A 23,334-nucleotide genomic window follows, 5' to 3' on the forward strand; every position below is an offset into this window, starting at 1 on the left:
TAACCTCTTAACTTTAACCTTCACCGTTCGCAGAACCGTTATCGGCGTCCTTCGACGCCAGACGGCCGCGAAAATCAATCAGGCTGTCGACAATGGCAAACACCACCAGCAACGGATAAATCAGCTGCATGAACAGCAACAACGTGACGTACAACCCCACCAGCCAGAACCGGGTCAGGCGCCTTGCAGCCACCAGACCATGAACCAGAGCCAGCCCCGCGAACATGAGCGGCACGCTGCACAACGGCGTCAACATTGCCAGTTGCGGACCGAAATTCGGTCCCACTAGCATGCACACCAGCAGCACCAGCATCGGTGCCCGCGGGAGTTTCAAGCTGCGAAACTCGCGCCCGAAACCGCCCGGGTTATACAACAACGCCTGCCAGTAACGCCCAAGAATCAGGCATACCACGCTGACGATCTGCAACAACGCTGCTATCAGGCCGTTAAGGACCGGTGTAATCAGTGCTCCCAGACGCGCTCGCTCTTCTACCGACATCTGCTGGTAGACATCACCGAAGACGTGAGGCAGAAGTTTCTGCAACTCCCCCGCCATGGCTTCGATGGGCTCGCGGAAAACCGCCCCCAGAATCACTGCGTACAACAATCCAAGCCCCACGCTGACCAGCAGCACGCGGACCCAGGACTCGCTGGCGCGCAACACAGCCGCCAACCCCCATGAACCCAGCAACACCATCAGGGTGCGTGGTTCACCGAAATACCACCAGACCAAGGCCGGCAGCAGAGCCCAGGCGAGTACGCTCAAGGCGTCGCTCAACCCGCGTCGCAGGAGCACAAGGCAACCTGCGGCAGCACTCAACCAGAACAACAGCGGCAACGCCGCACATCCAACCACTACCAGAGTGGCCTGCACGCGGCCGCGCATGATGAAGTCAGCCATGGCGCGCATGCGATTTATCCCTTACTGCGTTTTGTCGACTTAACCTGGTCTCAGCGGCCGTGGCTGTCGGTGTAGGCCAGCAGGGCCAGGAAGCGGGCGCGCTTGATAGCGGTAGCCAGCTGACGCTGATAACGAGCTTTGGTACCGGTAATGCGGCTAGGAACGATCTTGCCGGTTTCGGATACGTAGGCTTTCAGGGTGTTGAGATCCTTGTAATCGATCTCCTTCACATTTTCAGCTGTGAAGCGGCAGAATTTACGACGACGGAAGAAACGTGCCATGTAATGGGCTCCTCAAAAGGTCCGTGGATTACTCGTCAGCGTTATCGCTGTTGTCGCTGTCATCACTGTCAACGCCTTCAGCGTCGGAGTGCTCAGGACGGTCGCGACGCTCACGGCGCTCACTGCGGTTTTCTTCAGCCTTGAGCATTTCGGACTGGCCGGTAACGGCTTCGTCGCGACGGATGACAAGGTTACGGATCACGGCATCATTGTAACGGAAGTTGTCTTCCAGCTCGGCCAGGGCCTTGCCAGTGCACTCAACGTTCAGCATCACGTAGTGAGCCTTGTGAACATTGTTGATTGCGTAGGCCAGTTGACGACGACCCCAATCTTCCAGGCGGTGGATCTTGCCGCCGTCTTCTTCGATCAGCTTGGTGTAACGCTCAACCATGCCGCCGACTTGCTCGCTCTGGTCCGGGTGAACCAGAAAGATGATTTCGTAATGACGCATGAATGCTCCTTACGGGTTGTAGCCTGCCGCCAAAGCGGTCAGACAAGGAGTGAATAACACTGGTTTATCTTGCACAGGGACAGGCACATGAGCGCCTGCCGTGACAGCAAGGGGCGCAATTGTAGGGAAGGCCCCGTGACGAAGCAAGGAGATTGGTGAATATTTGAGCAACAGATACAAGCTACAAGCCAACGCAGGAACCGCTTGAGCCTGAGGCTTGTAGCTTGAGGCAGACTATTTCCGTGCAGCGGCGCGCTGGCGCATGGCCTCGAACAGGCAAACGCCTGTTGCCACGGAGACGTTCAGGCTGCTAACGCTGCCCGCCATGGGCAGGCGAACCAGGTAGTCGCAATGCTCACGGGTCAGGCGGCGCATACCTTTGCCTTCCGCCCCCATGATCAGGATTGTCGGGCCGGTCAGGTCTTGCTGATACAGCTCTTGTTCGGCCTCGCCCGCTGTGCCGACAACCCACAGCCCGCGCTGCTGGAGCTTCTCAAGCGTGCGTGCCAGGTTAGTCACTGCGACCAGTGGAATCACTTCCGCCGCGCCGCATGCGACTTTTCGTACCGTCGGAGTTAACGTTGCGGACTTGTCCTTAGGTACGATCACTGCCAGCGCACCTGCCGCGTCGGCGGTACGCAGGCAAGCGCCGAGGTTGTGCGGATCGGTTACGCCATCAAGCACCAAAATCAGCGGTGCGCCTTCGGTACGGTCCAGCAACTCGTCGAGCATCGCCTCGCCCCAGACCTGGCTTGGGCTCACATCCGCCACCACACCTTGATGAACGCCTTCAACCCAGGCGTCCATTTCCCGGCGCTCAGCCTGACCGATCGACACGCGATTCTGCGCAGCCAGTTCGATCAATACCTGCACACGCGGGTCGCTACGCCCCTCAGCCAGCCAGATCTGCTTGACCCGTTTTGGATGGTGGCGCAACAAAGCTTCCACAGCGTGCACGCCGTAGATTTTCTCCAGCTGACTCATGACTTCGCCTTAGGTTTACGCGCCCCGCCGCTCTTGGCAGCCGGGGCCGAGTCCGATTTTGACGAACCCTTACGGTGCTTACTCGGTTTCCCTGCTGTACCAGCCGTTGGAGCGGAATCACTCCGTGCCGGCTTTCCCGACGAAGCCTTGCCACCACCCTTCGCTTCTGCCAAAAGCGCCTTCTTCATCTCGCGGCTTTTACGCACTTCGGCGTTTTTCGCTACGGCATCGCTCGGACGATAGGCCTCGACGACCGGCTCTTTGCTGGCACTGCGACGGCTTGGCCGGGAGGCACTGGCTTTCTCTTTCTCTTTCTCCACCGGTGCAGCAGGCTCTGCAGCCTTGCGCTTGCGGCCAATCGGCGCGCTGGTGGTTTTTTCCGACATTTCGAAGTCGATCTTGCGCTCGTCGAGGTCGACGCGCATGACCCGTACATCAACGGTGTCGCCCAAGCGGAAGCTACGACCTGTGCGCTCACCGGCCAAGCGATGATGAACCGGATCGAAGTGATAGTAGTCGCCCGGCAACGCGGTAACGTGCACCAACCCCTCAACGTAGATGTCAGTCAACTCAACGAACAGACCGAACCCCGTCACAGCCGTGATGACACCCGGGAACGACTCACCCACGCGGTCCTTCATGAACTCGCACTTGAGCCAGTTCACTACGTCGCGCGTCGCCTCGTCGGCACGCCGTTCGCTCATCGAGCATTGCTCGCCCAATTGCTCCAGTCCGGCTTCGTCGTACGGATAGATGCGCGCTTTTGCAATAGTCGGCGCACCGGCCCGGCGAACGTGCGGGGTCTCCTGCTTGGAGCGGATGACGCTGCGAATCGCGCGGTGCGTCAGCAGGTCCGGGTAACGCCGGATCGGCGAGGTGAAGTGCGTGTACGCCTCGTAATTCAGACCGAAGTGGCCGTTGTTGTCCGAGCTGTAAACCGCCTGGCTTAGCGAGCGTAGCATCACGGTCTGGATCAGGTGGTAATCCGGGCGATCCTTGATGGTCTCCAGCAGCGCCTGGTAATCCTTCGGCGACGGGCCGTCTTTACCCTTGTGCAGGGAAAGACCCAGCTCGCCGAGGAAAGCGCGCAGTTTTTCCAGGCGCTCGGGCGGCGGGCCATCGTGGACGCGATACAGGGCCGGAATTTCGTGCTTCTTGAGGAATTCAGCAGTGGCCACGTTGGCCGCCAGCATGCATTCCTCGATCAGCTTGTGAGCATCATTACGGGTGGTAGGACGGATTTCCGCAATCTTGCGCTCGGTGCCGAAAATGATCCGGGTTTCCTGGGTTTCGAAATCGATCGCGCCACGCGTGTGTCGGGCGGCCAAAAGTACCTTGTACAGCGCATAAAGCTGTTTCAGGTCCGGCACGACTTCGCTGTACTCGCCACGAAGCTGCCGAGCTTCGGTGGTTTTCGGGTGCTCAAGGATCGAGCTGACCTTGTTATAGGTGAGGCGCGCGTGGGAGTGGATCACCGCTTCGTAAAACACGTAGTCGGTCATCTCGCCGGATTTGGAGATGGTCATCTCGCAAACCATTGCCAGACGGTCTACCAGTGGATTCAGCGAGCACAGGCCGTTGGACAGCTGCTCCGGCAGCATCGGCACCACACGCTCTGGGAAATACACCGAATTGCCGCGCACCTGGGATTCGGCGTCTAGCGCAGAACCGATCTTCACGTAGCTGGAGACGTCGGCAATGGCCACGTAAAGCTTCCAGCCGCCGGAGAACAGGCGTAGCTTGCCGGGCTTGGCTTCGCAATAGACCGCATCGTCGAAGTCGCGGGCGTCTTCGCCGTCGATCGTCACGAATGGCAGATGGCGCAGGTCGACGCGGTGTTCCTTGTCTTTCTCCTCGACTTGCGGCTTGAGCTTGGCGGCTTCCTTGAGTACGGCTTCAGGCCAGACGTGAGGGATGTCATAGGTCCGCAGCGCGACATCGATTTCCATGCCTGGCGCCATGTAGTTGCCCACGACTTCGACCACGTCGCCCTGCGGCTGGAAGCGCGGCGTTGGCCAGTGGGTGATCTTCACTTCAACGAACTGACCCACCCTGGCGTCGGCATTGCGGCCGGGCGTGACCAGCACTTCCTGCTGGATCTTTGGGTTATCAGGCACGACGAAACCGATGCCGCTCTCTTCGAAATAGCGACCCACAACGGTTTCATGCGCGCGGGAAATGACTTCCACGATCACGCCTTCGCGACGGCCGCGGCGATCCAGGCCAGAGACTCGTGCCAGCGCACGGTCGCCGTCAAACACCAGACGCATCTGCGCCGGACTCATGAACAGGTCATCGGAGCCATCATCGGGAACCAGGAAGCCGAAGCCGTCTCGATGACCGCTGATGCGACCCAGAATCAGATCCAGCTTGTCCACCGGCGCGTAGGTTCCGCGGCGGGTATAGATCAATTGCGCATCGCGCTCCATAGCACGGAGACGGCGGCGCAGTGCCTCGATCTGGTCTTCAGTCGTAAGACCAAATTCTTCCACCAGTTGCTCACGGGCAGCGGGCGATCCGCGCTCGGAGAGGTGTGCCAGAATCAGCTCACGGCTAGGGATGGGGTTTTCGTATTTTTCCGCTTCACGAGCGGCCTCGGGATCGAGGGACTGCCAATCGGCCATTAGAATGAGTTCACCTTATCTGTATGTAATTAGTTTGGCATATACCAGATTGAAACGCGAAGACAGCGTTTGCTGAGACTTTTCGCTATTTCAAAAAAATTTCACCGCAGGGGTTTACAGCCCCGATTCTCGTCCGTAAGATGCGCCCCACAACGACGGCACTGCCAAGTTGTAGTTGAAATCAAACGAAATATCGAGCGAAATCAACGCATTGCCCAGATGGTGAAATTGGTAGACACGCCAGCTTCAGGTGCTGGTGACCTTACGGTCGTGGAAGTTCGAGTCTTCTTCTGGGCACCAATTCAAACGAAACCGAGCCAAGTGCTCGGTTTTGTGCTTTCTGAGCCTTGAAAATTCCGTCTTATAAAGCAGTTTTGAGCGTAGATCAGTTCCTCGCCGCTGTCTTGCTGCGCCCTGCGCCCGATCCCGGCCCCGCCTGATTGTCACTCCTCCCCGATATTTCTCAAAATCTTGTTGCAATGAGATGAAAAATCTAATTAAATCAGCGCCATGCCCAGGTGGTGAAATTGGTAGACACGCCAGCTTCAGGTGCTGGTGACCTTACGGTCGTGGAAGTTCGAGTCTTCTCCTGGGCACCAAACAAACAAAACCGAGCCATGCGCTCGGTTTTGTGCTTTCTGGGGGTTGACAGGGTCCGGCGATAAATGTGGACCAATGCGAGCCATCACTGGCAGCCGCTCCGCATGGCTGGAACACATGGCGCGCACGCCCATACGAAATGGCGCAGTCCCACACCAGGCTGAACTGCGCCTCGCGCGCTTGCGCTACCCCCCCTGCATGATCTCCTGATCAAGAGGACATCGAATCGGGCACTAGCCCACCTTGAAAGTACTTTTATCAGACGGATACCAAAGCTTGTCGCGATAAACCCAGTAATTAACAACCAAACTTCCCCCAACCAATGGCGAATAATCAGGGACCGGCAGCTTAGCAGTGACGGATTGTGCCCGCAGGTCGGAAGAGTCGACTTTAAAGTCCGCGTCATCATAGTCAACGGTCGTTGCATTGTCCTTGATCCCCCGCCTGATGATTTTCACCGTCTCATCCAACGCCATTCCGGGATATTCAAGAGTAAACGTGACACCACTCGCGTCATTATTATTCTCGAATTAGTTGAACTCAAGCGTATTCTTTTGAGCCTCTGAGAGTTGAGACGCTGCTAAATCAAGCCCTCAGCCTTTGCAGTCACTTAATAGCTGATTTTGGCCATTCTTCCTCGAAGCGCCTTCAACTTTTAGGTAGATCCAATCAACTGGGTGACGTCCTGCGCCATCAACTCAGCCTGCCAATAAATGGTCGGATCACGCCCGGTCGCCTCGAGGAATACTAACCGCAAATGATCACCCAGATTAAAACTGAAATAACCAACGCTTTGCTCCGATTGCAAAAAGGAACGGAAGGACCATGTCTCCTCTGTATGCCAAATCTTTAGTAGTTGCTTGTTCCGGAATCGGCAATCGATAGGCCCGCACAATATATTGCACGTTCTTCGTTTTGTCCTTTATCGTTGGCACCCAGGGCTTTGTAGGATACTTATAGAACACTGGGGTGTTTGCCATTTTTTCGCCCTCGATTCTGACCAGGCAGGCGTGCGCACACCGGGTCAGAAAGTGCCAATATCCTTTCAGCAACTTCAAGCACAACGTAACAATACGGCAGGCTAACTTGCATTCCAGAACAGATGATGAAGAATGATAGCCGAGGAGGAGAATTATCGGACGCATCGACATCACCGTTGCTAATGCCACAATTAAGTAAATATCGCGATATACAGGGCCGGCTTTATATCGATCCCCTCAACTAGCGTCACGCCTTAAACTGCCCCAGGCTCGCCTTTAATTGCGCCGCCAATCGGTCCAGGGTCTTGCCGCTGGCCATTGTCTCGACAACCGCCCGAGCCGCTTTTTCCGCTTGGTCATGAATCACTTCTACCCGACCTCTCACGGCCTGCGCACCTTGGGCCTGAAGTTCAGCCGCGCGGGTCGCCAGGCCAATGGCGGCATGCACCTGCTCGACCGACGCTTGGACGCTTTTCTGCAGACGCGCACTGTCACGCAACACTTCAAGCCCTTCCTTCGCCTGACGCCCAGCCAGGCCTATGGTAGCCACAGCTTCCTTGGCGCCCGATTGCAACTTAGAGATGTGTGCCTGTATGTCGCCGGTCGAGCTCTGAGTCTTGCTGGCTAACGCCCGAACTTCGTCCGCCACCACAGCAAAACCTCGCCCGGTCTCGCCTGCACGCGCCGCCTCGATTGCAGCATTCAGCGCTAGCAAGTTGGTTTGCTCAGCAATGCCGTGAATGACTTCCAGCACCACCTCGATCTGCTCGCTTTGTTGTGCAAGACGCTCGATAACCTGTGCACCGGTTTCGACTTGTCCAGCAAGCGCTTCGATCAAATTCCCAACCTGGGCGGAAGTACGCGTGGTCTCGTCAGTGGCTTGGCGAATATCCACCACTTGTTGCAGCGCTGCCTGCATTGCCTGACTCTCAGCCTGCGCCTCATCAGCCATCCGTCCCAGCGCCTGAAGGCTTGCAGCCACTTCGTCGCGCTGCAATTGCGCAGTGGCATCGGCGCCGGCGTTGCGCCTGCTCATGGAGCCAATTTCCACGCCTGTCTGCCGCGCGACATCCCCCGCCTCCCGAACAATAGGCTGCAACTTGTCGACAAAGCGGTTGACCGCTGACGCCATGTCGCCGATTTCGTCATGACTGTTGAGCATGACCCGCTTGGTCAGATCACCCTCGCCTGCCGCCAGATCGTCCAGCGCATGAATGAGTAACTGCAGGCGTAAAACGACGCGACGCCCCAGCACCACCGCCAGCACCAGCAACACACCCAGCCCCACCAGTGCCAGACCGACACCGATTCTCCAGCGCAAGGCCTCGGCCGCCTCCCGAACCGTGGAGCTGGTGTTGGTCGTCATCGCCGATGCGGCTGTCTGTGCTACTTGCAGACGGGAACGCAGAGCCGCGGAGCTTTCCGTGGCCGCACCACCGAGACTGTCGGACACCAATTGTTCGCCATTGCCAATCAGCGCGGTGAAGCGCTTATCAAGGGCGGCCAGGTTGCTTTCGACCGCAGCCGTCGATACGCCCATCCGCACTTTGCCGATCTCGACGCCATTTGGACTGATGGACGCTTCGACGTAGTAGACCGATGGATCTTTCTGCGCAGCACTGAGCACCTTGTCCATCGCCCGCTCGCCCTCCCCCTTGGCTAACAGCGCCTTTATCGACTCGTTATCACGGTTGAGGTATCGGGTCAGGTGCTCGCCTTGGGCGTCGTCATACACCACGAACAGCACGTTGGGATTGCGCTGGGCACGGCGTGCGAATTCGGAAAGGGTCGGAGTATCGCCATCCCACATCGCACGTGGAGCGACAGCGGCAAGCAGCTCCGCCATGTCAGTGGCAGAGTCCTTTAGATCCGCTTCCAGCGTGGCACGCAGTTGCCTCTGTTCGTCTTTCAAACGGGTGGAAAGACCAGCACTCAAGCGCTGACGGGTGTTTTGTGAAAGGCTGTCCAGGCTGGACGTTACGTCACGACTTGCGTGCTCCAATTCGCCTGACAAGTGTTGCGAATCTACACTCAGGCGCGCAGCAAGCTCCCCCTCAAGCGCAGTCACCGTGCTCCGGGTCAGGGCGACCGCTACGAGCACTTGCACCAAAAGAGCGATGCCCAGGGCAATGAATACGGGTCGCAGCAAGCGGCTGCGCAAAAGCGAAAGTATAGCTAACACCGGAGACTCCCTCACAACAAAACGCCATCAAAATGATGTCATTTTTTATGACGTTATCTGCAGCAAAGCCCGTGCCGTTCTGTAATTGAGTTCAAGCGGGCAAAAGAAAGGGCCGCCTGGGCGACCCTGTTCTTTATTTCCACGACTATCAGTCGAACGGATGACGCAATACGATGGTTTCGTTGCGATCCGGGCCTGTCGAAATAATGTCGATCGGCGCGCCCACCAGTTCTTCCAGGCGTTTGATATACGCGCGAGCGTTGGCTGGCAGCTCTTCCAGGGTCTTTGCGCCCAAGGTCGATTCGCTCCAGCCTGGGACCTGCTCGTATACCGGCTCCAGGCCAATGTAGCTGTCAGCATCGGTCGGCGCATCGATTACCGCACCGTTTTCGTTTTTGTAACCTACGCAGATGTTAATGGTTTCCAGACCATCCAGAACGTCCAGCTTGGTCAAGCAGATGCCCGAAATGCTGTTGACGTCGATGGCGCGACGCAGGATGACCGCATCGAACCAGCCGCAACGACGAGCGCGACCGGTCGTTGCGCCGAACTCATGACCACGCTTGGCCAGGAATGCGCCGACATCGTCGAACAGTTCGGTAGGGAACGGACCCGACCCGACGCGAGTGGTATAGGCCTTGGTGATGCCGAGGATGTAATCCAGGAACATCGGGCCGACCCCCGACCCGGTGGCGATGCCGCCAGCGGTAGTGTTGGAACTGGTGACGTACGGGTAGGTACCGTGATCGATGTCCAGCAGCGAACCTTGCGCGCCTTCGAACATGATGTCCTTGCCAGCGCGACGCAGGGCGTGCAGTTCGGCGGTGACATCGAGCATCATCGGCTTGAGCAGCTCTGCGTATTCCATGCACTCGTCGAGTGTTTTCTGGAAGTCGACCGCCGGCTCCTTGTAATAATTGACCAGCACGAAGTTGTGATAATCCAGCAGCTCACCCAGCTTGGCGGCGAAACGCTCACGATGGAACAGATCACCAATACGCAGGCCGCGACGCGCGACCTTGTCTTCGTATGCCGGGCCGATGCCACGACCGGTGGTGCCGATCTTGTGCTCGCCACGGGCTTTCTCACGCGCCTGATCCAGCGCCACGTGGTAGGACAGGATCAGAGGGCAGGACGGGCTGATGCGCAGACGCTCGCGCACAGGAATGCCCTTATCTTCCAGCTTGGTGATTTCGCGCATTAGAGCGTCAGGCGCTACGACCACACCATTGCCGATCAGGCACTGCACGCCTTCGCGCAGTACACCGGACGGAATCAGGTGCAGAACGGTTTTTTCGCCATCGATCACCAGGGTGTGACCGGCGTTGTGGCCGCCTTGATAGCGTACTACCGCGGTAGCATGTTCGGTCAGCAGATCAACGATCTTGCCTTTGCCCTCATCACCCCATTGGGTGCCCAGGACTACGACATTCTTACCCATAACACTTGTCCTCATTCGCGCAAACTTGGTGCCGGCGGCAGCCGACTGGAAAACTCAAGAGGCCAGCGGCATTACCTGCCAGAACTCGCCATGCTGAATCAATTGCCGATCACAGTCGGCTTCTTTCGCGGCCCCGGCCGATTGGCCGGGCAACGCTTGAACCACGCGCTGACCTTCGCTGCGTAGCTGACAAACCTTCTGCCAGAGTGCCGCGTCGGTGCTGTCAGGCATCCAGATACCGCCCGATGGTAGCTTGATCCGTGCCTGCCCCAGCGTGACCAGGGTTTTTAAATCGGTGGAGAAACCGGTTGCCGGACGCGCGCGACCGAAGTCGGCACCGATATCATCGTAACGACCACCCTGGGCGATCGACTGGCCGACGCCCGGCACGAACACCGCGAATACCACCCCGGTATGGTAGTGATAGCCCCGAAGCTCACCGAGGTCGAAGTACAGCGGCAACTCAGGGAAACGAGCCGACAGACGCTCAGCGATTTCCAGCAAATCATCCAGCGCTTCTATCACCGGCGTCGGCGCCCTGGCCAGACGTTCGCGGGCAGCGGCGAGCACCTCGCGACCGCCACACAGATCGACCAGCGCGCGCAGCATGGCAGCCAGGTCCGCTGGCAGGTTCGCCGTCAGCGCAATGACTTCATCGATCGCTTTGCGCTGCAGGGCATCGAACAGTTGTTGCTCGACCTCACCGGACAACCCGGCCGCACGGGCCAAGCCCCGGTAAATGCCGACATGACCGAGGTCCATATGTACGTCGGGCACATCCGCCAGTTGCAGCATAGCCAGCATCAGGCTGATGACTTCGACATCGCTGCTCGGGCTGGCATCCCCGTACAACTCGGCACCCAGTTGAATCGGGCTGCGCGAGGACGACAATGCACGAGGCTGTGCGTGCAGTACGCTGCCGGCATAGCACAGACGGCTCGGCCCTTCGCGGCGCAGGGTGTGAGCATCGATGCGGGCAACTTGCGGGGTAATGTCCGCGCGAAAGCCCATCTGCCGACCCGACTGCGGGTCGATGACTTTAAAGGTACGCAGATCCAGATCCTGGCCGGCTCCCGTAAGCAGTGATTCAAGGTATTCGATGTGCGGGGTAACGACGAACTCGTAGCCCCAGCTCTGAAACAGATCCAACACCTGACGACGCGCCACTTCTATGCGCGCAGCTTCCGGCGGCAGTACTTCCTCGATGCCATCCGGCAGCAGCCAGCGGTCAACCGTTGCCATTACGCCTTTCCCCTATCATCCGGGCGGCCAACCCTTGGGCAAGCCTTGAGTGAAGCAGACAGCGTTCAACCCAGCGAACGTGCCGGGGACGCTTCATCCCCGAACAAACTGCGCTGCAGTTTTGCGAACACTGTCCTCGAAAAAACTGCCGCGCACGAAATACGCCACGGCCAATCAATCGTGTAGACGCAAAAAAGCCGGGAATTTCCCGGCTGCCGCATCATACACACGTTTTGCCATACGATCACCCCGCCAGGCAGTTTTGCCGCCCGGCGGGATCATCGACCACGGTACACGTTACGGTTTTGCTTTCTCCAGATAGCGGAAGAACTCGCTGCCCGGATCGAGGACCATCACGTCACTCTTGTTGGCGAAGCTTTCGCGGTAGGCGCGCAGGCTGCGATAAAACGCATAGAACTCCTGATCCTGACCATAAGCCTTGGAGTAGATCGCAGCGGCCTGTGCATCACCATCACCACGCGCCTCCTCGGACTCGCGATAGGCCTCGGCCAGCAGCACCCGGCGTTGCCGATCGGCATCGGCACGAATGCCTTCGGCCAGCTCGTTACCCTTGGCACGGTGCTCGCGCGCTTCACGCTCACGCTCGGTGCTCATGCGTTCGAACACGCTACGATTCACTTCCTTGGGCAGATCGATTGCCTTTACACGAACATCGACCACTTCGATGCCCAGTTCTTTCTCGGCCATCTTGTTCAGCGACGCGGTGATGTCCGCCATTAAGGCATCACGCTCACCCGACACGGCCTCATGCAGGGTACGTTTACCGAATTGGTCACGCAGGCCCGATTCAAGACGGCGAGACAGACGCTCGTCGGCGATTTGCTTCAGACCCGATGTCGCAGTGTAGAAACGCTCAGCGTCTTTCACGCGCCATTTGGCATAGGCGTCGACCATGACAGCCTTCTTTTCCAGCGTCAGGAAACGCTGCGTCGGCGCGTCCAGCGTCAGCAGGCGACCATCGAACTTGCGCACTTGGTTCACATAAGGAACCTTTACATGCAGGCCCGGCGGAACATCGGCCTGGACCACACGACCGAATTGCAGCAGCACCGCTCGCTCGGTCTGAGCGACGATATAGAAGCTGTTCCACGCCACGACGGCGAGCACGACACAAACGATCAGGGCGACCAGAGATTTATTGCTCATTAGCGAGTCTCCCTCGTGCGCGTGTCGCGTTGCTGTTGCAGGTCCGCGGCTCGAGAGCCAGGGTCAACGGCGGTGGCCGCTGCCGCACTCGACGCCGGTGTCGAGCCGTTACGACTGCTCTCGATCATCTTGTCCAGTGGCAGGTAAAGCAGGTTGTTCTGGCCCTTGTCGCCGGTCACGAGCACCTTGCTGGTGTTGCTGAACACTTCTTGCATGGTGTCCAGATACAAGCGCTCGCGCGTAACTTCCGGCGCCTTGCGGTACTCGGCGACCAGTTTGGTGAAGCGGTCGGCCTCACCTTTGGCGCGGGACACCACTTCATCGCGGTAACCGTTGGCATCTTCAACGATGCGTTGGGCCTGACCACGGGCTTCTGGAATGACACCATTGGCGTAGGTTTCAGCCTGATTGCGCGAACGTTGCTCGTCTTCACGGGCACGAATCACGTCATCGAAGGCTTCCTGAACTTCACGAGGTGCCGCAGCGCTTTGCACGTTCACCTGGGTCACGGTAATACCAGTGCGATAAGTGTCGAGGAAACGCTGAAGGCGGTCCTTGATCTCGCTGGCCATCAGCTCGCGACCTTCGGTCAACACCTGATCCATCGCGGTCGAGCCGACCACGTGGCGCAGTGCGCTCTCGGTTGCATGCTGCAGACTGACTTCAGGCTGATCAACGTTCAGCACGAAAGCCTGCAGGTCGGTGATCTTGTACTGCACGGTCAATGGCACTTCGACGATATTCTCGTCCTCGGTGAGCATCTGGCCCTGCTTGCTGTACGCCCGTTCACGCGTGACGTTCTCGAGGTATTTGCGATCGAAGGGCGGGAAATAGATGTTCAAACCAGCCCCGACCGTTTCGTAGTATTTGCCGAAACGCAAAACCACCGCCTGCTCTTGCTCGTCGACCACGTAGATAGCGTTGTAGAGCCAGATGGCGAGCAGCACGACAAGACCGATGCCGAGCAAGCCAAATCCGCCGCTCTTGCCCGATCCACCGCCATTGCCGCCGCCATCGCCACCACTGCGTTTCTTACCACCACCGAACAACCCGCTCAGGCTTTCCTGCAGCTTACGGAAGGCCTCGTCGAGATCCGGCGGCCCCTTACGGTCGCCGCCCTTGCGCTTACCACCCCAAGGATCCTGATTATTCGAGTTGCCACCCGGCTCATTCCAAGCCATAGCGCTCTCCATCTGATAAAGCAAAGACGCGCCCACGGCGCGCCGACCAATGCTACAGAATGCCCATCGAAGCAGCACAACCGCTTCTGAAGGCTTTTATTGCAAAGTGTGTTGCTCGATGAATTCCAGCGGCTGCAGTCCTTCGCGACTCACCAGGCGATTGAATTCAACTCGGGGTAAACGTACCGCCAACAAGCTCTGCCCCTCATCGTCATGCTCTTCGCTCTGCACTGCGCCCAACTGAAAGAACTGAGCACGCAGCCTTGCGAAACGTTGCGACAGACACAGGGTGCCAACGAACAGATCGTTGCCCAGCAGCTCTGCAATGGCTTGCTTGAGCAGATCCAGACCTCGACCATCACGAGCGGAAACCCAGACCCGCTGCGGCTTGCCGTCGGCATCGCGTTGAATCTGAGGCTCGACCCCCTCGAGCAAATCGAGTTTGTTATAGACCTCAAGCATCGGCAAGTCCTGGGCACCGATCTCTCCCAGTACCGCCATCACCTGTTCGATCTGCTCCATGCGGTCGGGCTCGTGAGCGTCGATGACGTGCAGCAGAAGGTCCGAGTTGCTCGATTCTTCGAGCGTCGCCCGGAAGGCCTCGACCAGTTTGTGTGGCAGATGGCGGATAAATCCCACCGTGTCGGCCAGCACGATCGGCCCCAGGTCGTTGAGTTCCAGTCGGCGCAGGGTCGGGTCCAGCGTCGCGAACAACTGGTCAGCGGCGTAGACATCGGAGTCGGTCACCGCGTTGAACAGTGTCGATTTCCCGGCGTTGGTGTAGCCCACGATGGAGACAGTCGGGATGTCAGCGCGGGAACGGCCGCGACGAGCCTGATCACGCTGGCTGCGGACTTTCTCAAGGCGACCCTTGATCTGACGCAGGCGAACCCGCAGCAGACGACGGTCCGTCTCGAGCTGGGTTTCACCGGGACCGCGCAGGCCAATACCACCGCCCTGACGCTCAAGGTGAGTCCATCCGCGAACCAGACGCGTGCTCATGTGCTCGAGCTGTGCAAGCTCGACCTGCAATTTGCCTTCATGAGTCCGCGCGCGTTGGGCGAAAATGTCGAGAATCAGGCCCGTACGGTCAAGCACGCGACACTCGAAAACACGTTCGAGGTTGCGTTCCTGACTGGGCGTAAGGACGTGATTGAAAATGACCAGATCGGTTTTTTCGGCGTGGACCAGATCGCGCAACTCCTCGACCTTGCCGCTGCCTACCAGATACTTGGCGGTTGGCCGATGCCGTGGCACGTTGATGAACGCAACAATGTCGGCACCTGCCGAAAGAGCCAGCTCCCGGAACTCCTGCGGATCTTCACGCGCCTCAGGGTCCTGACCATCCAAATGAACGAGGATTGCCCGCTCACCACCTTCGTGGCGCTCAAAGAACAAGGCAGACTCCTATCAAGCGTTACCTGGCTCAGCGTCACCCTGTTCGGACTCGGTCGCGCTAGGCAGACGAATTGGACGAACCGGAACAACGGTAGAGATAGCGTGTTTGTAAACCATTTGGCTGACAGTGTTTTTCAGCAAAATTACGAACTGGTCGAAGGACTCGATCGTGCCTTGCAGCTTGATACCGTTTACCAGATAGATCGAAACCCCCACTTTTTCTTTACGCAAAGTGTTCAGGTAAGGGTCTTGTAGCGAATGCCCTTTTGACATGTGCCGCACTCCTTTAAGGATCAATAGAATAAATTCGAAAACATTGGCTTGGGCCGTTACCCCCCAAGGATAGACGGCTATTGCAAGGACTCAGCTCAATATGGAGGCCGACCCCAGGTATTTCAAGGCGCGTGGCAGATTGTCGCAAGCCAGGCTGTCCAACCAGTGTAAATCTTCCCAACTTCGTAACCAGGTGAACTGTCTCTTGGCCAACTGGCGCGTGGCAATAATGCCGCGTTCCTGCATCTGGTCCCGAGTCAGCCCTCCGTCCAGATAGTCCCAGACCTGACGATACCCTACAGATCTTATAGACGGTAAATCCGAGTGCAGGTCACCCCTGGAACGTAACGCTACGACTTCTTCGACGAATCCTTCATCCAGCATTTGCCTGAAACGCAGTGCAATCCGGTCATGCAGTACCTTGCGATCCGTCGGAGCGATCGCCAGATTTGCGACAGTATAGGGCAATTGATGACGCCCCGAACCGCCAGCTTGAGCACTTTGCGCACTTTGTTGCGCACGATGTGCGGTCATGCTCATCCCGCTGACCCTATAGACTTCCAGCGCCCGAACCAGCCGCTGGGGATCGTTAGGGTGAATTCGAGCGGCCGATACCGGATCGATACTAGCCAACTCATCGTGCAGCGCCTGCCAGCCACGGCTGGCCGCCTCTGCCTGGAGTTGCGCGCGAACGTCAGCATCGGCGGCCGGCATGTCAGCCAGGCCGTCCAAGAGAGCCTTGAAATACAGCATGGTGCCGCCTACCAGCAGGGGAATTTTCCCTTGGGCCGTGATTTCGGCCATAGCCTGCAGCGCGTCCTTGCGAAAGTCCGCTGCCGAATAGCTCTGCGACGGGTCAAGGATATCGATCAGCCGATGCGGATGTCTGTCCAACAACGCTTTTGAAGGCTTGGCCGTGCCGATGTCCATGCCACGATAAACCAGCGCCGAATCAACGCTGATCAGTTCGCAGGGGAGCACCTTGGTTAACTCGATAGCCAGGTCGGTCTTGCCAGCGGCGGTCGGCCCCATCAGGAAGATAGCCGGAGCAAGAGCACTCATCAGCGACCGCGCAGGAATAATTTGTCGAGATCGTCCAGGCCCAGCTGGGTCCAGGTCGGACGTCCGTGGTTGCACTGACCGCTGCGCTCGGTGTTTTCCATGTCGCGCAGCAGGCCGTTCATTTCCGGGATCGCTAGACGCCGATTAGCGCGTATCGCGCCGTGGCAGGCCATGGTGCCAAGCAGTTCGTTCATGTGCGCCTGAACACGGTCGCTGGTGCCATACTCCATAAGGTCGGCCAACACGTCGTGGACCAGGCGATTGGCCTCGGCTTGCTTGAGCAAGGCTGGAATCTGGCGGATCGCCAGACTTTCAGGCCCGAGGCGCTGCAACTCGAAGCCCAGTTGCTGAAAGGTCGTCATATGCTCTTCTGCACAATCGGCTTCGCGCTGACTGACTGCGATCGACTCAGGCACCAACAACGGTTGCCCGCTCAGACCTTCGCTGGCCATGGCGATCTTCAGGCGCTCGTACATGATGCGTTCATGGGCTGCGTGCATATCCACCAGCACAAGGCCGTGGGCGTTCTCGGCGAGGATATAAATCCCCTTGAGCTGAGCCAGCGCATAGCCCAGCGGCGGTACATCACCCTGAGATTCAGGTAACGGGATGCCATTGTCTGCCGTAGCACTTGTGAGAGCGCCCGGCAACGGGGCAAAGAACTCACGATAGGCCGCCTGCGCTTCTTCGGCAGGCAGTACCGACGAGGGACGTGGCGTGTATTGATATTGATAACCCGACCCACTGCCGGAACCTGGGGCAGGATTGGGAGGCGAATTCCAGGGAGCCCCCTGCGGAGCCTCCAGCACGTTATTGGCCAAGCGCATTTCGCCTTGTGGGCCGAATTCTCCGGCTTGCGGCCCGGTCGGACGCACCAGCGCGGTAACTGAGGTCGTGCCTGCCAGTTGATCTTCCGGCCGCACGTCACCCAGCGCGCGGTGCAGCGTGCCATAGAGGAAGTCGTGCACCATGCGCCCGTCACGAAAACGCACTTCGTGTTTGGTCGGATGCACGTTGACGTCGACCACCGCCGGATCGACTTCAAAAAACAATACAAAGGTCGGGTGACGCCCGTTGAACAGCACGTCGCGGTAGGCTTGGCGCACCGCGTGGGCCACCAGTTTGTCGCGCACCGCACGGCCATTGACGAAGAAATACTGCAAATCCGCCTGACTGCGGGAAAACGTCGGCAACCCAACCCAGCCCCAGAGCTTCAGACCGTTGCGCTCGACTTCGATAGGCAGCGCCTGTTCGAGGAAGCCTGGACCGCAGACCGCCGAGACACGCCGCGCGCGGGCAACGTCGTCGCGGGCTTCGTGCAGACTCAGCACAGTCTTGCCGTTATGGCGTAAATGGAAGGCCACGTCGAAGCGTGCCAACGCCATGCGCTTGATCACTTCTTGCAGATGATCGAACTCGGTCTTTTCGGCCTTGAGGAATTTGCGACGAGCGGGCGTATTGAAAAACAGGTCGCGCACTTCCACCGACGTTCCCACCGGATGGGCTGCAGGCTGTACACGAGAAGCCATATCGCGGCCTTCGGTTTCCACCTGCCAGGCCTGATCGGCGTTGCGTGTACGAGAGGTCAGCGTCAAGCGAGCGACGGAGCTGATTGACGCCAGCGCCTCGCCACGAAACCCCAGACTCAAAACCCGTTCGAGGTCTTCAAGCTCGCGAATCTTGCTGGTGGCATGACGCGCCAGCGCCAGCGGCAGGTCATCGGACGAGATTCCACCGCCGTCATCGCGCACCCGCAGTAGCTTGACGCCCGCCTGCTCCACGTCGATATCGATGCGTCGAGCCCCCGAGTCCAAGCTGTTCTCCAACAACTCTTTGATCACCGAGGCCGGACGTTCTACAACCTCGCCCGCAGCGATCTGGTTTGCCAGGCGCGGACTGAGCAATTGGATACGTGCAGCCTGAGCCGCAGGGCTATTGTCGAGGCCGGCATTCGGATCCGATTCGTCGAGCAACAGGTCAGTCACGGCTCACCCGCCAGTTCCGCACTCGGAATCTTTAACTGCTGCCCGGCTTTCAGCTCATCGGAACGCAGGTTATTGGCTGAACGCAGGGTTGCCATGCTCATGTCGTAACGGGCCGAAATCATGCTCAGCGACTCGCCAGAGCGCACCATGTGCTCGCGCACGCCCATTGCCAGCTTGCCGTTGTCACGCAGCCAGGCGATGTAGGTGCCTTGGGGCGGATTCTGCTGGAAGAATTGCTTTACCCCAGCGGTAATCGAACGCGCCAACGCCTGTTGATGGCTGGCTCCTTGCAATTTGTTGGCCTCGGCGGCGTTAGAAATAAAACCGGTCTCGACCAGGATCGACGGGATGTCTGGCGACTTGAGCACCATGAACCCCGCTTGCTCGACGCGCGCCTTATGCAATGACGTCACGCGACCGATATTGGTCAGCACCTTCTGCCCCACGTTCAGGCTCGACGTCAGCGACGCGGTCATCGACAGGTCAAGCAGCACGCCCGCCAGCATTCGGTCCTTATCGTCCAGACTCACGGCGCCTGCCCCGCCGATCAGGTCGGAACGGTTTTCACTGTCTGCCAGCCAGCGCGCGGTTTCGGACGTGGCGCCACGCTCGGACAGTGCGAACACCGAAGCACCGAACGCGGCTGAGGACGGCGCAGCGTCAGCGTGAATGGAGACGAACAAGTCAGCCCCTTTGGCGCGAGCGATTTCGGTGCGCTTGCGCAGCGGGATAAAATAATCGCCGGTGCGCGTCAGCTCGGCGCGATAGCCCTTCTCGGCATTGATCTGACGCTGCAATTCCTTGGCAATGGACAGTACGACGTTTTTTTCTTTCTGGCCTTGACCACCCGAGGCGCCGGGGTCTTCGCCGCCGTGCCCGGCATCGACCACTACCACGATGTCCCGCTTGCCGTTGGGCACAGGGGTTAGTTTGATTTCGGGTTTCGACGGGCTGATGGGCACCGCAGGCGTTGCGGGCGCCACTGTCGCCGGTGTGTCGGCGACGGTGGGCGGCGGATTGGCATCCGCGGGGTTGTCATACAGATCGACCACCAAACGATTGCCGTACTGCTGGTTCGGTGCCAAAACGAAGCTCTTCGGCGTCACGGCCTTTTTCAGGTCGATGACCACGCGCAGGTCATCCGGCGTACGTTGCGCAGAGCGCATGCTGGTAATCGGCGTATTGGCGGTCGGAATGTTCAGGGAGCCACCCAGCGTCGCGCCATTGATGTCGATCACCAGGCGGTCCGGGGACTGAAGGGTGAAAACGCTGTGCTGAACCGGCCCGGACAAGTCGAAGACCAGCCGCGTGTTATCCGGAGCACGCCATAAGCGGACACTTCGTACCTGTGAAGCGGCCAATGCGTCGACGGCCAGCGTCGTCAGCAGCAGTCCAATCACAGTAACCAGCGCGCGCATGCGCATACCTAACCCCATATTTATTTGAATTCCAAAGCCAATGCGGCACACCACTGCTCACCGCGTGAGCTTTTCGGGCTCAGGGTCAGCGCTCTGCCTTCGGCGTGCGGCCTAATGGTAATGATCAGGTCGGGCTTTGGCAAAAAGCCTGCACCGAGGTCAGGCCACTCGATCAAGCAAAGGGCTTGACCTTCGAAGTAGTCGCGTATGCCGAGGAATTCTAGCTCTTCTGGATCAACAAGTCGGTAAAGATCAAAGTGATACGCGCGATTTCTCCCAATTTCGTAAGGTTCTACGAGGGTAAAGGTAGGGCTTTTTACCGCACCCGTGTGACCCAGGCCGCGGATGATGCCCCGTGAAAGCGTCGTCTTGCCGGCGCCAAGATTGCCTTCCAGAAAAATAATCCCATTGCTTTCAGTGACTTGGGCAATCCGCGCACCAAAGTCGGTCATCGCCTCTTCGCCTGTCAGGTGCAGGGTTAACTCAGACACGGTTGTTGCTCCTCCAGAAGCATGCGAATGACAGGAATCAGATCAGCGGCGGCCATTCCACGTCCGCTGGCGCCACATTTTTCTCCGGCCAGTGAATGCAGCCACACCGCCAGACAAGCCGCTTGGAACGCGGGCATATTCTGAGCCAGCAGTGCACCGATGACACCTGACAGCACGTCGCCCAAGCCGCCGGTCGCCATTGCAGGGTGGCCGTGGTCGGCCAGTGCCAGTTCACCTGCCGGGTCGGCGATCAGACTGCCGCTGCCTTTGAGTACGCAGACCGCGTTGAATTTTTTTGCCAATGCCCGGGCCGCCGCCGGGCGATCGGCCTGTACCTCTTTGGTGCTGATGCCCAGCAACCGCGCGGCCTCACCGGGGTGCGGGGTGATCACACAATCCTTGGGCAACTGCACGAAACTGGCTGCCAGCTGATTCAGCGCATCGGCGTCCCAAACCTGCGGACGCTCGGCATTGGCCGCCGCCGACAACAGGCTGCGGCCCCAGCTGTGCTGCCCCAGTCCGGGCCCAACGACCAGAACGGTTGCGGGCTCGATCAGCGCCATCAACTGATTGGCGGAGCTGATGCCAGCGGACATGACTTCAGGAAAGCGACTCAGCGCCGCGCTAATGTGCGCGGGCCGGGTTGCCAGCGTGACCATGCCCGCCCCGCAGCGCAAGGTGCTTTCGGTAGACAGCAAAGCAGCGCCGCCAAATCCGAGATCGCCGCCGATGACCAACACTCGACCGAACATGCCTTTGTGGGCAGTGCGCGGACGCGGCTTGAGCTTGGGCAGGTTAAATGTATCCAGACGTGTAACGCTGATCGGGGTCTGCTCGACAATCGCCGGATCGGCTTGCAGATCGTCAAAAACCAGCTCTCCCACCAGGTCGGCGGCATCGCCGGTGAACAGCCCGGTTTTCAACCCGATGAAGGTGACAGTGAGGTCCGCGCGCACCGCTACGCCCAGGGTTTGCCCGGTGTCCGCGCAAAGCCCCGACGGAATATCAACCGACATGACCGGCAGGCCGCTGTCGTTGATCAACTCGATGGCATGGTCATAAGGAGGGCGGACTTCGTCTTTCAGACCCGTGCCCAACAAGGCATCGATGATGATTCCGTTCAGCGTTTGCTGATGCCAGTCTTGAACATCGACCTGTTCGCGCAGCGCTTCTTGATAGGCTGCTTGCGCGTCACCGGTCAGCACCGACCAACTGCCAACGGCGAGCACCGTCACCTGCCAACCTGCTCGCTTCGCCAGTACCGCAATCAGATAGCCATCTGCGGCGTTATTGCCATGTCCGGCCAGCACCGTCAGTTGCCGCCCGTCTGGCCAACGGCGACGTATCGCGCGCCAGGCGGCGTGGGCAGCGCGCTGCATCAATTCGAATCCCGGTGTACCTGCGGCAATCAGGCGTGCATCGAGGTCGCGCACCTGGGCTGCGCTGTACAGCGCGTCGGGAAAAGGGGGTTTGGCGTGCAACATGCGTCATTAGGCTCCGATGTCTGGCAGAATTATACGCACCTGCGCCCCGGTGTCCTCCTTGCATGTCCGCGATTTCTGTCGATCCATTAACCCATTCAATGCCCCTGACGGATGTCGGGTTGGCCGAGCTTGCCCTGTCCATCAAGACCTGGGGGCGCGAGCTCGGCTTCCAGCAGGTCGGCATTTCGGGGCTGGATCTGGCGGAACATGAGCAGCATCTGGAACGCTGGCTCGAAGCCGGATACCACGGCGAGATGGACTATATGGCAGCGCATGGCAGCAAACGTTCGCATCCCGAAGAACTGGTGCCGGGTACGCTTCGCGTGATATCACTGCGCATGGACTATCTGCCGGGCGATACGCAGATGGCACAACTGCTGGTCCAGCCGGACAAAGCGTACGTTTCGCGTTATGCATTGGGCCGCGACTATCACAAGCTGATCCGCAAGCGTGTGCAGCAACTGGCCGAACGCATTCAGCAGGCCATCGGGCCATTCGGCTATCGCGCTTTCGTCGACAGCGCACCGGTGCTGGAAAAGGCCCTCGCCGAGAAAGCCGGGCTGGGCTGGATCGGCAAGAACACGCTGGTGCTCAATCGCAAGGCCGGGAGCTACTTCTTTTTAAGCGAGCTGTTTGTCGATCTGCCGCTTGCCGTGGATCCGCCCCACGCCACCGAACATTGCGGGCGCTGCACCGCCTGTCTGGATGTATGCCCGACCAACGCCTTCGTCGGGCCTTATGTACTGGATGCGCGGCGCTGTATTTCGTACCTGACCATCGAGCTGAAAACCTCAATCCCCGAAGAACTCCGATCGCTGATCGGCAATCGGGTGTTCGGCTGCGATGACTGCCAGATCGTCTGCCCTTGGAACCGCTTCGCCCGCCCGACCGATCAGACCGACTTCAAACCGCGCCACGGACTGGATAATGCAGAGCTGACGACGTTGTTTCTTTGGGATGAAACAACCTTCCTCAGTAACACCGAAGGCTCGCCGTTGCGTCGTGCTGGGTATGAACGGTGGTTGCGAAATCTCGCGGTGGGGCTGGGCAATGCGCCGTCGAGCATCCCGGTACTCGAGGCGTTGAAGACGCGGCGGGAACACCCCTCAGAGATGGTGCGTGAGCATGTGGCGTGGGCGTTGCGGCAGCATGAATTGCGCGATTGTTGATGACCGGCTACGCCTTCGGA

The 23,334-nt window shown here is 58.9% G+C and carries 19 protein-coding genes and 2 tRNA genes; 3 read left to right on the forward strand and 18 right to left on the reverse strand.

Going from position 1 to position 23,334, the window contains the following annotated elements; translation table 11 throughout:
- Positions 1-13: 13 nt before the first annotated feature.
- From B3I26_RS16310 to rnr, 5 genes are all read right to left on the reverse strand, one after another.
- Positions 14-910, reverse strand: coding sequence for a hypothetical protein (locus tag B3I26_RS16310; RefSeq protein WP_296259058.1), 897 nt, complete (start codon positions 908-910; stop codon positions 14-16).
- Between the two features lie 41 nt (positions 911-951).
- Positions 952-1,182 (reverse strand): 30S ribosomal protein S18, encoded by a 231-nt coding sequence (rpsR, locus tag B3I26_RS16315; RefSeq protein ID WP_037015707.1) that lies wholly within the window; start codon positions 1,180-1,182, stop codon positions 952-954.
- A 28-nt stretch (positions 1,183-1,210) separates the two neighbouring features.
- Positions 1,211-1,633 carry a 30S ribosomal protein S6 gene (rpsF, locus tag B3I26_RS16320; RefSeq protein WP_062379020.1) on the reverse strand — a complete coding sequence of 141 codons (423 nt, stop codon included), beginning with the start codon at positions 1,631-1,633 and terminating at the stop codon, positions 1,211-1,213.
- A gap of 234 nt (positions 1,634-1,867) precedes the next feature.
- Positions 1,868-2,617, reverse strand: coding sequence for a 23S rRNA (guanosine(2251)-2'-O)-methyltransferase RlmB (gene rlmB, locus B3I26_RS16325; RefSeq protein WP_296259059.1), 750 nt, complete (start codon positions 2,615-2,617; stop codon positions 1,868-1,870).
- Complete coding sequence (gene rnr, locus B3I26_RS16330) at positions 2,614-5,241, reverse strand: ribonuclease R (protein ID WP_296259060.1); 2,628 nt, start codon at positions 5,239-5,241, stop codon at positions 2,614-2,616. The genes rlmB and rnr overlap by 4 nt, the downstream gene beginning before the upstream one ends.
- 213 nt (positions 5,242-5,454) lie before the next feature.
- Here rnr and B3I26_RS16335 point away from each other — a divergent pair.
- Positions 5,455-5,541, forward strand: a tRNA-Leu gene (locus tag B3I26_RS16335).
- A 212-nt stretch (positions 5,542-5,753) separates the two neighbouring features.
- A tRNA-Leu gene (locus B3I26_RS16340) sits at positions 5,754-5,840 on the forward strand.
- A 234-nt stretch (positions 5,841-6,074) separates the two neighbouring features.
- Here the strand turns inward: B3I26_RS16340 and B3I26_RS16345 are convergent.
- From B3I26_RS16345 to B3I26_RS16405, 13 genes are all read right to left on the reverse strand, one after another.
- On the reverse strand, positions 6,075-6,317 hold the full coding sequence (locus tag B3I26_RS16345) for a hypothetical protein (protein ID WP_296259061.1): 243 nt from the start codon (positions 6,315-6,317) through the stop codon (positions 6,075-6,077).
- 751 nt (positions 6,318-7,068) lie between these two features.
- Positions 7,069-9,003: a methyl-accepting chemotaxis protein gene (locus B3I26_RS16350; RefSeq protein WP_296259062.1), complete on the reverse strand. Its 1,935-nt coding sequence runs from the start codon at positions 9,001-9,003 to the stop codon at positions 7,069-7,071.
- A 148-nt stretch (positions 9,004-9,151) separates the two neighbouring features.
- Positions 9,152-10,444: an adenylosuccinate synthase gene (locus tag B3I26_RS16355; RefSeq protein WP_296259063.1), complete on the reverse strand. Its 1,293-nt coding sequence runs from the start codon at positions 10,442-10,444 to the stop codon at positions 9,152-9,154.
- A 54-nt stretch (positions 10,445-10,498) separates the two neighbouring features.
- On the reverse strand, positions 10,499-11,686 hold the full coding sequence (locus B3I26_RS16360) for an ATP phosphoribosyltransferase regulatory subunit (RefSeq protein ID WP_296259064.1): 1,188 nt from the start codon (positions 11,684-11,686) through the stop codon (positions 10,499-10,501).
- A 297-nt stretch (positions 11,687-11,983) separates the two neighbouring features.
- Entirely contained in the window at positions 11,984-12,853 is an 870-nt protein-coding gene (hflC, locus tag B3I26_RS16365; protein WP_296259065.1) for a protease modulator HflC, read from the reverse strand.
- Positions 12,853-14,034 (reverse strand): FtsH protease activity modulator HflK, encoded by a 1,182-nt coding sequence (hflK, locus tag B3I26_RS16370; RefSeq protein WP_296259066.1) that lies wholly within the window; start codon positions 14,032-14,034, stop codon positions 12,853-12,855. The genes hflC and hflK overlap by 1 nt, the downstream gene beginning before the upstream one ends.
- 96 nt (positions 14,035-14,130) lie before the next feature.
- On the reverse strand, positions 14,131-15,432 hold the full coding sequence (gene hflX / locus B3I26_RS16375) for a ribosome rescue GTPase HflX (RefSeq protein WP_296259067.1): 1,302 nt from the start codon (positions 15,430-15,432) through the stop codon (positions 14,131-14,133).
- A 12-nt stretch (positions 15,433-15,444) separates the two neighbouring features.
- Positions 15,445-15,705 (reverse strand): RNA chaperone Hfq, encoded by a 261-nt coding sequence (gene hfq, locus B3I26_RS16380; RefSeq protein WP_010221594.1) that lies wholly within the window; start codon positions 15,703-15,705, stop codon positions 15,445-15,447.
- A 90-nt stretch (positions 15,706-15,795) separates the two neighbouring features.
- Positions 15,796-16,767, reverse strand: a complete 972-nt coding sequence (gene miaA / locus B3I26_RS16385) for a tRNA (adenosine(37)-N6)-dimethylallyltransferase MiaA (RefSeq protein WP_296259069.1) — start codon at positions 16,765-16,767, stop codon at positions 15,796-15,798.
- The gene (gene mutL, locus B3I26_RS16390; RefSeq protein WP_296259070.1) at positions 16,767-18,752 is read right to left on the reverse strand and encodes a DNA mismatch repair endonuclease MutL; all 1,986 of its coding nucleotides are present in this window, start codon (positions 18,750-18,752) and stop codon (positions 16,767-16,769) included. Before mutL ends, miaA begins: the two co-directional genes overlap by 1 nt.
- On the reverse strand, positions 18,749-20,188 hold the full coding sequence (locus B3I26_RS16395) for an N-acetylmuramoyl-L-alanine amidase (protein WP_296259071.1): 1,440 nt from the start codon (positions 20,186-20,188) through the stop codon (positions 18,749-18,751). The genes mutL and B3I26_RS16395 overlap by 4 nt, the downstream gene beginning before the upstream one ends.
- A gap of 2 nt (positions 20,189-20,190) precedes the next feature.
- Positions 20,191-20,661, reverse strand: coding sequence for a tRNA (adenosine(37)-N6)-threonylcarbamoyltransferase complex ATPase subunit type 1 TsaE (gene tsaE, locus B3I26_RS16400; RefSeq protein ID WP_296259073.1), 471 nt, complete (start codon positions 20,659-20,661; stop codon positions 20,191-20,193).
- Complete coding sequence (locus B3I26_RS16405) at positions 20,649-22,145, reverse strand: NAD(P)H-hydrate dehydratase (protein WP_296259074.1); 1,497 nt, start codon at positions 22,143-22,145, stop codon at positions 20,649-20,651. Before B3I26_RS16405 ends, tsaE begins: the two co-directional genes overlap by 13 nt.
- Positions 22,146-22,243: 98 nt before the next feature.
- On the opposite strand from B3I26_RS16405, the gene queG reads away from it, so the two are divergent.
- Entirely contained in the window at positions 22,244-23,314 is a 1,071-nt protein-coding gene (queG, locus tag B3I26_RS16410) for a tRNA epoxyqueuosine(34) reductase QueG (protein WP_296259171.1), read from the forward strand.
- Positions 23,315-23,334: the final 20 nt, after the last annotated feature.

Origin of the sequence: Pseudomonas sp. UBA5706, assembly GCF_002419965.1 — a bacterium.
GTDB lineage: Bacteria > Pseudomonadota > Gammaproteobacteria > Pseudomonadales > Pseudomonadaceae > Aquipseudomonas.